The sequence below is a fragment of the Methylocystis suflitae genome (assembly GCF_024448135.1).
In the GTDB taxonomy this organism is placed as follows: domain Bacteria; phylum Pseudomonadota; class Alphaproteobacteria; order Rhizobiales; family Beijerinckiaceae; genus Methylocystis; species Methylocystis suflitae.
This window is the reverse complement of the sequence record NZ_JAMRYX010000003.1, coordinates 1-12,253: the sequence shown is the minus strand read 5'-3', so window position 1 is coordinate 12,253 and position 12,253 is coordinate 1. Positions and strand designations below refer to the sequence as shown.

Genomic DNA, 12,253 nt, shown 5'->3' with positions numbered 1-12,253 from the left:
TTCTGCGCCAGGCATTGCGTCATCTCCATTGCGAGGCGCCACTAGTTTTGCAGCGATGGCGCGCTTACGCTCAACTCGAGCGCCGTCGTCGAGTTCCATGGCCTTCGTCGTCTGTGATGCGCTTGGCGCGTCATATTGCCTCCCGCTCTCGAAGCCTACGCGCTACAGCGATCGCAAGCCCTGCATCTCGCATTTTTGCTGCGCTTTGGTTTCTGCTACCCAGCCTGCGAGGCGATGGACTCAGACGAAGCAGGGTGTTCAGTCCAGAAAAAGGAAGTGACACTCCCCGGTAGAAAATTCTTGAGGCGCTACTGGTTTCTCCAGCCGCCTGCTTTACGTGATCGAACGCGTTAGAAACCTGTTCCGCGCGGGCCGAACATGATCGCCAGCTACGCCGACGCTCACAAACGCATCAACAAGATCCTGGAACTCTTCGTTGCCGGATGTGCGACCGCGTTCACCCTGGCAATTATGTACGATCAAGCAACAATCGGGATGGCTTGGCTTATCTCAGGGGTGATCGGCTTTGCGATTGAAGCTTGGCCGAGTCGCTCATCTCTCAGCGATCATTCGAAAGCCTGCGCCGAACATGCAGCAAGCTCAGATGCAGCAAGCGCAGATGTTGTCGAAGCTGTCGAAGAAGGCGCGTTCTGCCACAAATTCTTGCGGCTCAGCTTCTTACTGGCGGTCACGGCGTTCCTATCGGGAACTGTCGTAGGCGGTCCAGTCTGGGGCAATTGCATGGCCGGCATATTTACATGGTTCGCAAGTATGCTTTGTGTGCCGCTTCTTTGCGCTCCTCACGACGAGGCCGAACTATAGATTTCCGCCACTCTGATAGCGAATGACAGCTTTCGATGGCTATGGCGCCGACGCCAAGGCGATCGCGCAAAGATCGCAGGCGCTGACGGAGAGCGCCGGCGAAGCGAAGCTTCGAACCGCTCAATATTTACTTCTTGGCCGCGCGCGCCCGGGAATGCGCGTATGGTGCTTAAACCGCCCCTGCCGGCACTATAGAGTCGTGCACTTCGAAGCGATCGGCGCGCCCGCAGGCTTCACCTTCATCGATCTTCCGAAGACCAGGCGCTTCGTCTGTCGGGAATGCGGCACCAGGGACGTGCAGGTCATGCCAGATTGGCCGCCACATCGGACGCAGCGCAAGCGTCAACCCGATGTCGACCTGACGCGCCCGCTTTCGGATCGGCGGGGCAGTAGACGCAGAGTCGCGGCGATCTTCCTTTTTCAGTGTAAGACTTGAATTGTGGGAGGAAAAAATGAGCAGGAGTTTGAAGACCGCTTTGTTCGTGGCTCTTTGCGGAGCGTTTTTCCTTGCTGCGACTATGCCAGGTTCGGCGGGACCAACGCGCGCCCCGCTCCCGCCAGAAGATTTTGGATCGACGTCCTTCGTCCAGAAGGTCGCCAGATATAGGCCAGCCGCTGCATATAACCCACCTGAGGGCAAGAGGTGCCTAAAATGGACCTCGGCGTTTTAGCTCGACCCATGGCGAGGGCCAGCTCCGCTGCGTGCAGTGGAAATAGCGACTCCGGCGTGGACGGCAGCGGCGGCGATCCAGGCGCGCTATTGCATCCGCCGTGCGTCGCGCAGACGATCGGCCGGTCGCTGACCGAGGGCGCCAGCGAAGCGAAGCTTTGAACCGCTCAACGCTACTTCTTGGCGGCGCCTCCTATTCGGGACTTGTCGACCGCAGCCCAAACCGAGCCGAAAGACACAGACGAAATCTTAGGCTTATCCTTCTTCGCTTTTTGGGTTCGCTATTGCTGTGTTGCTCTCCGCCATAGCCGATCCCCCTCAATTCATATCGGAATCTCGTGAGGCCGATATGGCGCGATCGAGACGGCGGGAAAGAACGCGCACAAACAAAGATGCCCCGCGCTTACATCCGGCGTCGGGCGTTTGTCGGGGGCCGGCCCGCCAGCCCTCGCCGCCGCGCCGCAACCCTGGTCCAAGGGCGGCGTATGTCCGTCCGGCTACCGCGAGAGCGGCGGCTGCTGCGCCCCGATGTCGCGGGATGCGCCCAACACCGTTCCCAAGGTCGGACAATGCCCAAGTGGCTGGACGCAAAGCGGCAATTACTGTGTCGAGATGGGCTCGCGGTGATCTGTCGCCGCGTCCTGCCTCGGCGCGAGCTGCGGATATTTGACGCCTGAAAAAAGACCCGGATCATTCCTTCGATCCGGATCGAATATCGAGCCGCGAGTTTGTGGGCGGAATGCGGCTCGAGATTCGGAAGCGTTGGTATTGAGCGCGCAAGGATCAAGGCTGGTTGGCGCCTTTCCCCAAGCGTCTTTCCAAAAGCCGCCGCGCTCCCTTATCCCGGCGCGCACCGCGACAGCGGAGCGTGATCGATTTCCGGCTTGTGTCCGCCATGCGACGCAGCCTTGCCGCCCTTACGGCCAGCCTCTATGGCAAGCGCGTGATTGCGAGAAAAACTGCGCTTGTTAGGATCAACGCTTTGACCGCCCTTGCGTCCCGCGCTCGCGGCCAAGTCTCGACTTTGCGAGAAGCTGCGTTTTTCGTTGGGAACGCTGCGACCGCCCTTTCGCGCGATTTCCCGTTGCTTTTCGGGGTCCATGGAAGCGAAGCCTCGCTTCGACTTTTCGACTTCCTGCATCGGGCTGTCTCCCTCAAATTGCAGCGCGCTAGGCATCTAGCCCACCTTATTCAGCGATGGGTAATTTTGGGCTGGCGAGCGTAGCGTAAGACGTTGATTTAGTGTATGGATCGGTTGTCTACGCCGATCATTCACGCCATCGCATCGACGCCACGCGCGCCATGACCGAAGATATCGCTCTCCCGTTCTCGTTTCCAGCCGTCGGCCGCAAGAAGATCACCGCCGCATTCGACGGCGGGCATCACCTCGGACGCCGGCGTGATGTTGCTGGGGCAAGCCGAGCGCCGGCTGGGACTGGCGGACAAACTCGCCGCCGTCATCGCCGATCCGCGCAATCCCTTGCTGATCACCCATTCGCTCGCCAGCATTTTTCGTGCGCGCATTCTCGCCATCGCTTGCGGTTACGAGGATGCGGACGATCTCGATCATCTACGCAAGGATCCGGCCTTCAAGATCGCTTGCGGACGCTTGCCCGACACAGGCAACGATTTGTGCTCGCAGCCGACCATGTCGCGTTGGGAGAATGCGCCGACTTTGCGCGAAATCGTGAAGCTCGGCGGCGTGCTGATCGATCTTTATTGCGCCAGCTACGCCGCGCCTCCGAAAGCCGTCACGCTCGATATCGACGACACCTGCGACGTCGTGCATGGGCATCAGCAACTGTCGCAGGATCACCATTCGGGGCGACGGCCACTATGGCCGCCATGAGGTGATGGATTGGTGCGAGGACAATGGCCTCGATTATGTTTTCGGCCTGTCCGGCAACAAGCTTCTCGCCGCGGCCGTGGACGAAAAGGCTGACGACATCCGCACCCATCGCGCATTGGAACAGATGCCTGTCCTGCGTGGCTACGCGCAAACGAACTACGCGGCCAAATCCTGGCGAGCCGAGCGCCGCGTCTGCGCCCGCATCGAAGCGACGGAACTGGGGCTCGATACTCGCTACGTCGTCACCAACATTACGACGCACTCGGCCGAACATATCTACGACACGCTCTATTGCGCGCGCGGCCAGATGGAAAATCTGATCAAATTGCACAAGAGCCAGCTGGCGTCGGACCGCACCTCCTGCCGCGCGCCGCTCGCCAATCAGATGCGTCTCTTCCTGCATACAGCCGCCTATTGGCTGATGCTCGAACTGCGCGACGCCATTCCAAAACCCCATCCGCTCGCCGTCGCCGAATTTGTCACCTTGCGCGAGAGGCTGCTCAAGATCGGCGCGCGTATCGTCGAGACCGCAAGCCGCATTCGGCTTGCGATGGCCAGCGCTTGCACACAAGCCGAGCTATTCCGATGTCTGGCCGGCGCGTTGCAGCCGACAGGACCGTGAACGACGGGGCAGAGACCGCGTCCACAAGCCCCAGATAGCCCACCCCTTCAACTCCAACGCGTTCGAAAAGTCCGGAACTCACGCAGCGGCAAAACGCAAAGCGGACGCGCGTCCGCGATCATGTCGCCGAAATACTCAGCGGACCCCGTAGGTTGGGGTAGAGTCGAGGAAGGGCGCGGTGGCGCGTCGTAACGCACTCCGTTTCCCCTCCCCGCTCATCAAACCGGACGTGCGGATTTCCCGCATCCGGCTTTCCGACTGGTTTCATCGTAAGGCTCACGGCGGCGGCCCAATGTGCACGCGTCGAAGGTGCAACACGCCCAGATCCCCGAACACGTCGTCACGGGAAAATCGACGCGTGCCGCGCCCTTGCACGTTGTGCCGTCGAACGAGGAAGTGTCGAACGCGATCATACACGTGATTGTCGACGGCCCGATACGCCTGCAACCGCGTACCATAGCCAAAGTACGCTGACCAACCGATCAAAAGCCGGTTCAATCTGTCGCGCACCACGGGCCAGGCGCCCTTGTTGCCAGGCGTCAGCAACTCGCCGACTTTCGTCTTGACCCGCTGAACACTTTTCTTCGATGGGCTTGCGCCCAGATACCAGTGGCCATCCTTCCGATAGCGTTGTGGTCCGAGCGTGTAACCAAGGAAATCGAAGCTTTCCTTTCGGGCGTTCTTCACCGAGGTTTTCGCCTCGCTGAGCGTCAGCCCGAGCTTCATCATCGCCGCTTTTGTCCACGTCAGTGCCTCGTCCGCGCAACCACGGCTGAGGATGACGAAGTCGTCGGCATAGGAGACGACGTGTGCGCGGAAAGCTTCGCCGCGTCCAGAAAGACGCCAATGCTTCAGGAACCGGTTCATGTAAATGTTGGCGAGCAACGGGCTCGCGACTCCACCCTGAGGCGTGCCGCAGGTGTTGCTCTTGCCACCACTCATGCGCCGCGTCCCGTCGCCGTCCCGCTCTTCGACTGGCGCTTTCAGCCATAGCTTGATCAGCCACAGCACGTGCCGGTCGACGATGCGCCGAGCCACCGATTTTAGGAGGTCCGAGTGCGGGATCGTGTCGAAATATTTCGACAAATCGGCATCGACAACGTCGGTGTAGCCCCGGCAAATCAGCCGGTGCGTTTCCTTGACCGCATCGACCGCGCTGCGGCGCGGGCGATAGCCATAGGAGCTGTCCTCGAAGTCCGCCTCGAAGATCGGCTCCAACACGATCTTGGCAGCGGTCTGAACCACCCGATCCCGGATCGTCGGGATACCGAGCGGGCGTTCGCCGCCCCCCGGCTTTGGGATTGTCACCCGCCGCACCGGATCGGGCCGATACGTCTTCGAGACGAGTTCCTCACGCAAGCCCGCCAGCCACGCCTCCACACCCGACGCGTCGATCTGCTTAAATGTCATCCCGTCCACGCCCGGCGCTCCCGCATTGGAGCGGGCTAACGCATAAGCGTGTCGCAGAATGTCTTCGCGGCAGATCTTGTCATAGAGCAGATAGAAGCGGAAAGCGGGCTCCGCCTTCGCTTTACAATAGAGCTTCCTCTGAAGGTTCCTGATCTTGTCGGGCGTTTCGAGGCTCATCGCCAATCACCCCCTCCTCGCCATCTTCGAAAGCACACCAGAAGTCAGGGTCCTTTCCTCCGCCGGAATTACCCGGCCTCGACGGTCATACGACCCTGTCCGACTCCCGCCTGATCCACCGCCAAGAGCGGTGTTGAAGCCGCGACCTCCGACCCGGACGGGCCTCCCCCGATTACCCGCGTCACCCTTCCAGCGTGCCGTGCCCATTACCCCGATGGATCGAACGGGTGCATGTATCGATTGCTTCCCCGTCCACGCGGCCTTCCCCGTTATTCAGGCGGGTCGGCATCCATGCCTTCACTTTCGAGGCCTGCTCAGACTTCACTCGCGTTACGGCCCGCTGGATCGCTCAACCGCCCGAGGCGGCCTTTGTCACGAGGCTCCGGCCCGACCGATTGCTCGCCCAAGCCGCTCGTCAGCTACCAGATCAATCGACAACTCTCTGGGTGGAACCTTCCTCCACTGGTGACACGCGCCGTCGAGGCGCACTGAATAAGGCGGGTTAGATGCCGTAATGGCCGGCACCCTGAGCTGGGCGGAGGGGTGGTTGTCCCCCGTATGATGGTGAAACGGGGTCCTGGTTTGACGCCAGGCCCCAAGCATCGCCGGACGGAGGACAACCATGGAACATTATGCCGGGATCGACGTGTCTTTGGAACTCTCGAGCGTTTGCATTGTGGATGCGAAGGGGAAGATCGTGAGAGAGACGAAAGTCCCGAGCGATCCCGCTGCGCTCGTCGGTTTTTTCAGGGGGCTTCGCATTCCGGTGGAGCGGATCGGGCTTGAAGCCGGACCGCTGTCACAATGGCTACACGCCGGATTGACCGCGGCCGGCTTTGAAACCGTTCTTCTGGAGACCCGGCACGTGAAGGCGGCGCTGTCAGCGATGATGGGGTGGACGGCGCCCCGAGCTGCATCATCGTGCCAAGATGGCCGTTATCGCAGCACCATCTAAGGGACGCCGTCCATGGGGAAGTCTAACATCGATCTTTCGTCTGTCACGCGCATTGGTCTTGATCTGGCGAAGAATGTTTTCCAGGTTCACGCGGTCGACACGGGCGGCGCCGTGATCGTCGCGCGGTCGGTGCGTCGCGGGAAATTGCTCGAATTTTTCGGCGCCTTCCCGCGCTGTCTTGTTGCGATGGAGGCTTGCTCGACCGCGCATCATTGGGGACGCGCTTTGATCGAACTCGGTTTCGAGGTCAGGCTGATCCCGCCAGCTCATGTGAAGCCCTATGTCCGCCGCAACAAAAACGACGCGGCCGACGCGGCAGCAATTTGTGAAGCTGTTGGGCGGCCCGGCCAACGTTTTGTCCCGGTGCGATCAATCGACAATCAGGCGCAGTTGATGCGCCATCGCACGCGCGAAATGCTAGTTGGTCAACGTACGCAGCTTTTGAACGCGCTGCGAGGTCATTTGGCCGAGATGGGCGTCATCGCCCCGCAAGGGAAGCAAAACTCCTATGCTCTCAAGCGGCTTGTCTTCGACGGGGCTGACGAAAATGGCGAGGTGGTTGTTCTCGATTGCGTGCGGGTCGCGCTTTCTCCGTTAGGCCGCCAAATTGACGCGCTCGACGATGCGATCTCGACGATAGACAAACAAATCACGACGCAAAGCAAAACTGATCCGACGGCACGACGACTGACGGGTATTCCCGGAATCGGCCCCATCACCGCTTCGGCGATTCTCGCCTCCGTGCAAGACATGAACGCATTCGACTCGGGGCGCGAGTTCGCGGCATTCCTCGGATTGACGCCGCGCCAGAATTCGAGTGGCGGCAAGGAGCGGCTCGGGCGCATCACCAAGATGGGCGACCGCTACCTACGCAAGCTGCTCGTGGTTGGCACCTGCTCTGTATTGTTTTGCCGCAAAGGACATGCCGACGCCTTGCGGCGCTGGGCCGATCAATTGATGGCGAGAAAGCCGAGCGCATCTGGGTTCAAGCTAGCCGCAGTGGCGCTCGCCAACAAGCTCGCGCGGATCGTCTTCGCGCTTTTGACACGAGGCGGCGATTACAACGACCGGCCCGTCGAGGTCTAACGCCGAGGAAGGATTATCGCCGCAAGGCGACATGCAATCGAGGGTGACTACTGGGTGATGTGAACGAACGGAATGGCTCGAAAGCCCGTTAGGGGTCGGCGTCAATACGAACGCGCTGCGATGATTGGGGCAAAGAGCCAGGCGGATCAACCATCAAGGCCAGCGGGCACAAGTCCCGCACTAACAGGCCGGACATATGACCGCAGCCGACCAAATCGTTCAAAGCGAAAAGAGTGCTTGTCAGGGGGCCGTCCACATATGACCCCATCAGGGAAAATGATGCTTCGGAAAAACGCCGATGCAGACCTTCATTGACGCGCTGCCCTTGGCGCGTGAAAAATCAGGTCGGGTTCAGGCGATCCAGGAAAACGCCGCCGCTTGAACCAACAACGGCCAGCTCATGCCGTCCGTCAGATCAAGTACCAACTTGTACAGTTAAACAGCCGTTTTTCAGACATCCGCCTTCGCCCAGACGTGGAAACGTGTGAACACGCTGTTCCAAATTCCCGAATGCGCGAGGCAGATCGCGCCACGGACTGCCGCAGCGAGCAATCCACAACACCGCCTCCAGAACAAATGGTTGTTGTTGCCGCTGCGGCCGGGATCGCCCTTTGCTAAACAAAAGGGCTTCATCTTCGCCCATTGGGCGTCAGTCAAGACGAATCGGTTCGTCGAAAGCTTGAATCACAGCCAAGCTCAGATGAGAATCCAAAATCCCAACAGACCCAAGCTAGCGACGAGCCCTAGACGGACGAATTTAGGCTATTATGAAATCCTGTCCTCCGCCGTAAAGCGTTTCTGTCAGAATGCATCGCAGTTTGACGTCGTGGTCATCTTTGCTGCTCTTGCCTATCCGAGGTCCTTCTCGACGAGTGATCGCCATGACTCATCCTTCCGGGTCAATAGAGCCCCGCGTCGTCGAACAAGTGCCACAGCGACTTTTGCAGCTTGCGGCTTGTGATGTGCGCACCGGCGGCGCGGCGTTCGAGAACGAGTTTCTTGTCGTGAAAATCTTCCAAGCCAACTCGATGGCCGACGCTGATCACCGTCGCGCCGGCGAGATCCTCATTGAACAGGCGCAGCATCGACACCTGACTCTCTTCGTCGAGCGCCGAAGTCGCTTCATCCAATGATGATGATCTGCGGCCTTTGCAGCAGAAGCCGAACAAAGGCTGTTCTCTGCCGCTCGCCGCCGGAAAGAGTTTGGTCCCATCGTTGCTCTTCGTCGAGATGTTTGAAGAGATAACTCAGGCCGCAACGCTGCATTGCGCCTTCGATCATTGCTTCGGTGATCTCCTTATCGGAGATCGAATAGAGCATCACTTGGCGGAGCGTTCCCAGAGGAATGTACGGCTTCTGCGGCACGAAGGCGATATGGGCGTCTTGCGGCAAGAGGATACGCCCCGAGCCCCACCGCCAAAGTCCGGCGAGCGCGCGAACCAGCGTGCTCTTTCCTGTGCCGCTCGGGCCGGCCATGAGCAGCTTCTCGCCTGCAGGGATGACGACATTCGCGACAGCGATCACAACTCGACCGTTGCGATGCGCGACCGCGAGATCCTCGATATAGATCGTGTCGTCCCCGCTGACGTCGAACTCAATAAACTCCTTCTCTTCCATAATGACGCCAACGTCGAGGCTCTCGAGAGCTTCGACAAGTTCGTCGAAGCGGTTGGCTGAAGCCATCCATTCCGCGACGCGCAAGGAATTGTCGATGAACCAGTTGAAGGCGATCTGCACAGATACAAATGCCGCGGCAAGCTGCATGACCGCGCCGAGAGTCAGCGCGCCTGACAGATATTTAGGCGCCACGAGCACAAGCGGGCGTCAGCGCGCCATTGGCGCTTTGCACGGTGGCGATCGCCCCGTTGCGCTGAATCTGGCGAATCCAGGCGGCGACGACGCGTCGATAATTCTGCAGAATGGAGCCTAATTCGTCGGCGTCGCCGCGGATAAGCGCGATGCTTTCGGCGTTTTCCTTCAACCGCGTCAGCTCGGCGAGCAACTGGGCTTGGGCTTCGTTCTTGCAGGCCACCGCGGGAACGAGCGGACGTCCGGCGACATAGGCCAGGGCGCCGGCGACGGTCGCGTATATCACAGAGGCGAATCCAAGATACCCCGGCAAGACCGCCCGTGATCCGAACAGATCTAACTCTAGCGCTCGGCCGACCGTCCATAGAACGCCAATGAACGCCGTCGCCATCGCGAGCGTCGTCAAAAAGCCAACCGCGAATTCGACTAGAGGATCGACGGCGAGCTGCACGTCCTTGGCGATTCTATAGTCTGGAGAGGTCTGCTCAGCAGCGGCGATTTCGAGCCGATAATAGCGCCGATCCTCGAGCCACCAGCCGGCGAGTTCTCGGTGAGCCGTTCTCGCCAGCGCATCTGCAACGTCATCCGCGCGACGAGCGCGCCCTTGACGGCAAGGCCGCTGAATGCGACGAGCGCGGGCTATAAGACCGTCGCCCAGCTCAGCGACTCGACATTCCTGCTCTCGAGCGCATCAAAAAACTTCCGGGTCAATTCGTTGACCGCTAGCTGGGCCCCAAGCTGCAGCGCGATGCAAATGGTAACGAAGCTCGTTAGAATCCATGCGCGCCGCTTGGTTTTGCCGGTCCAGAATTTCAGCGCGAACGCACAAAACTCCCGCCCACGCGCTCGATCGAATTGCTTGACCTCTGCAGCCGCGCACTGCGCTATAATTTGATCATTGAAAGTCGAAGCGACCCCCGTTGTCGAATTGCACAAACATCAATAAAGGCCCTCTCGAGCGGCTCAGCGCGCATTGCGCCTTCTGCGCAGAGCGGCTGAAGCGACGTGTACGAAGCCGAAGTCCGAACCGATTGGTCTGCCGCTCCGATTCGGCCGCTTATGAATCGCGCAAAACACTTTGGGAAATAATGGAGGTGAGTTCGCGGTGCAGCCCTCCGCCTCCGGTTCCAACGGCGCCATGGCTGCAACAAGCGCGGCCATGGCGCCTTGCTGGCAAAGGCCAGAGTGAGTGTCAGTTTATGGATAAATCGCTTTTGCCGCTTTGGGTACCCTGCTTACCTTCGACGCCCGGTACTCCAGCGGAGGTTCCGCTTGGTCCGGGAGGAAGGGTGGGGTCAATATCCGTGTTTTCCTTTTGAACGGATCCCGATGGCTCAACAGGCTTTCCTATTGATGATCCCGATGTAACCCCAGACTCCTGCCGACGTTCTTCAGCCTGAGCTGACGCTATCGCTGCTCCAATCGCTCCGACTATCAGCAAAGATCGTTTCCGCATGAGGCTCTCCAGTAGGTGGCGACAAGGCGCCAAAAGATGACTACGTATCGCCGGTAAAATTCTATAAGACCTTCGCTCAGAACTTCCAGCTTCTTAGCGAGCCGGGAAGAATCAGTTAGGCGCGACCCACTGGTCCACTTCACGCCTCGCCGCTTCCTTAGAATATCCATACCTTTCTTGAAGGGTGCCTTCGAGGTGTTCGCGTCGGCCGTTAATTCGCATAATGTCGTCGTCCGTCAGCTTGCCCCATTTTTCTTTTATGCTACCAGCGAACTGTTTCCAGTTGCCTGCAATAGTATCCCAGTTCATTGCAGGCCGATGGGTGCTGGGTTTGGCAACCGGCTCATGATATCCGGGCATGCCGGGAATATTAGGAGGCGCCCACTGGCTTTCTGCGCTCGCGGGAACAGCGAGACAAAAAACTGCGGAGCCCGCTGCAACGACTGAAAAGAAAGCCTGGCCAATCTGCATGGATATTTCCTCCGGGTGTCGGCGCGAAGCAAGAACTCACGCCGAAGTTTCGACCACGGCACCAACTCGGCAGATAAAGACTTTGTTCCCAGATCGCGGCGAAGTCGCATTCTCTGGCCACGATGAGCGCGCGCGAACTATGTAGCTCGGCTTGGCAAGGGGGGACAGGCGACGGCGGACAATTATCTCTTTGAGCGCACTGACGCAAGCGTAGCGGGCCGAGGGTAGTCGGTAGCCTCGGACTTGGGCTTGAAACCTTGCTGACTTACGGCTCATTTCCGCTAATTTCAAGGCTGCTTCATAGGCGGCCGATCCGTTCTCCCAGGCCGCGCCGCTCGACGAGGATGCAGCAGGCAGTCGCGCTCCCGCCAAGCGATTTGGCGGCCCTCTAAATCGCGAGCAGGCGCTCACCAGAATGGCGCGTGTGGGAACAAATTGCTCGTGCAGAGGTTAGCGGTCATAAAAGTCGTAGGACCTTTGCCAAGCGATGAAGTACATAACGGTTGTCTTATCGTTGGCCTTGGCGCTTAGCGCATCGCTGACGTTTTCTACCAAGGGCGACGACTTGTCCGAGGCGATCCGACATACGAAACACGCCATCGATCATAGCCGTCAGGGCCGCGCCGACGCTGGGCTCACTTATGCTGAGTCAGCGTTGACCCACGCACGAGTGGCGGCTAAGCAGCGCTACAATTTCTATATCGATGAGGGTGTGACCGAACTCAAGATTGCGATCGCGCACGGCATTCATAGGAACGCTCAATCGGCGGCTGATCACGCTACCGAGGCGCTCGCCAATTTCAAGGAAGCGAAGAAGGCCGAAGAATAGAACCTTCTAGAATCTATGGCTGACCGCGTGACGGCTCTCTCGAGACCAACGCCGAACGAAAGCCACGATATTCCAAATTACGGCAACGTGATGCGTT

The 12,253-nt window shown here is 59.4% G+C and carries 10 protein-coding genes and 3 pseudogenes; 6 read left to right on the top strand and 7 right to left on the bottom strand.

Translation table 11 applies throughout. From position 1 onward, the window contains the following. Positions 1–378: 378 nt before the first annotated feature. Together NEI07_RS00155 and NEI07_RS00150 are read left to right on the top strand one after the other, a co-directional pair. A complete protein-coding gene (locus NEI07_RS00155) occupies positions 379–822 on the top strand; it encodes a hypothetical protein (protein ID WP_256031862.1) in 444 nt (147 codons plus the stop codon). Positions 823–844: 22 nt separating this feature from the next. Continuing rightward, positions 845–1,258 carry a hypothetical protein gene (locus NEI07_RS00150; protein WP_256031861.1) on the top strand — a complete coding sequence of 138 codons (414 nt, stop codon included), beginning with the start codon at positions 845–847 and terminating at the stop codon, positions 1,256–1,258. Positions 1,259–2,330: 1,072 nt separating this feature from the next. On the opposite strand, the gene NEI07_RS00145 is transcribed toward NEI07_RS00150, so the two are convergent. Continuing rightward, positions 2,331–2,633: a con-10 family general stress protein gene (locus NEI07_RS00145; RefSeq protein ID WP_256031860.1), complete on the bottom strand. Its 303-nt coding sequence runs from the start codon at positions 2,631–2,633 to the stop codon at positions 2,331–2,333. Positions 2,634–2,794: 161 nt separating this feature from the next. Here NEI07_RS00145 and NEI07_RS00140 point away from each other — a divergent pair. Then, positions 2,795–3,963 (top strand): annotated as a pseudogene (locus NEI07_RS00140) (IS1380 family transposase). 276 nt (positions 3,964–4,239) lie between these two features. Here the strand turns inward: NEI07_RS00140 and ltrA are convergent. After that, positions 4,240–5,550: a group II intron reverse transcriptase/maturase gene (ltrA, locus tag NEI07_RS00135; protein WP_256031865.1), complete on the bottom strand. Its 1,311-nt coding sequence runs from the start codon at positions 5,548–5,550 to the stop codon at positions 4,240–4,242. A gap of 622 nt (positions 5,551–6,172) precedes the next feature. Here ltrA and NEI07_RS00130 point away from each other — a divergent pair. Beyond that, a pseudogene (locus NEI07_RS00130) lies at positions 6,173–6,439 on the top strand (IS110 family transposase); the annotation flags it as partial. Positions 6,440–6,517: 78 nt separating this feature from the next. Continuing rightward, a complete protein-coding gene (locus tag NEI07_RS00125; protein ID WP_256031859.1) occupies positions 6,518–7,591 on the top strand; it encodes an IS110 family RNA-guided transposase in 1,074 nt (357 codons plus the stop codon). A gap of 453 nt (positions 7,592–8,044) precedes the next feature. Here NEI07_RS00125 and NEI07_RS00120 read toward each other — a convergent pair. The 5 genes and pseudogenes from NEI07_RS00120 to NEI07_RS19530 all read right to left on the bottom strand — a co-directional run. After that, a pseudogene (locus tag NEI07_RS00120) lies at positions 8,045–8,224 on the bottom strand (transposase); the annotation flags it as partial. Positions 8,225–8,490: 266 nt separating this feature from the next. After that, on the bottom strand, positions 8,491–8,721 hold the full coding sequence (locus tag NEI07_RS00115) for a hypothetical protein (RefSeq protein WP_256031857.1): 231 nt from the start codon (positions 8,719–8,721) through the stop codon (positions 8,491–8,493). Further along, entirely contained in the window at positions 8,714–9,400 is a 687-nt protein-coding gene (locus NEI07_RS19535; protein WP_256031855.1) for an ATP-binding cassette domain-containing protein, read from the bottom strand. The genes NEI07_RS00115 and NEI07_RS19535 overlap by 8 nt, the downstream gene beginning before the upstream one ends. Beyond that, positions 9,390–9,968 carry an ABC transporter family protein gene (locus NEI07_RS00105; protein WP_256031864.1) on the bottom strand — a complete coding sequence of 193 codons (579 nt, stop codon included), beginning with the start codon at positions 9,966–9,968 and terminating at the stop codon, positions 9,390–9,392. The genes NEI07_RS19535 and NEI07_RS00105 overlap by 11 nt, the downstream gene beginning before the upstream one ends. Positions 9,969–10,967: 999 nt before the next feature. Next, positions 10,968–11,327: a CsbD family protein gene (locus tag NEI07_RS19530; protein ID WP_328516944.1), complete on the bottom strand. Its 360-nt coding sequence runs from the start codon at positions 11,325–11,327 to the stop codon at positions 10,968–10,970. 487 nt (positions 11,328–11,814) lie between these two features. Between NEI07_RS19530 and smbP the strand changes: the two genes are divergently transcribed. After that, positions 11,815–12,156 carry a small metal-binding protein SmbP gene (gene smbP / locus NEI07_RS00095; RefSeq protein ID WP_256031853.1) on the top strand — a complete coding sequence of 114 codons (342 nt, stop codon included), beginning with the start codon at positions 11,815–11,817 and terminating at the stop codon, positions 12,154–12,156. Positions 12,157–12,253: the final 97 nt, after the last annotated feature.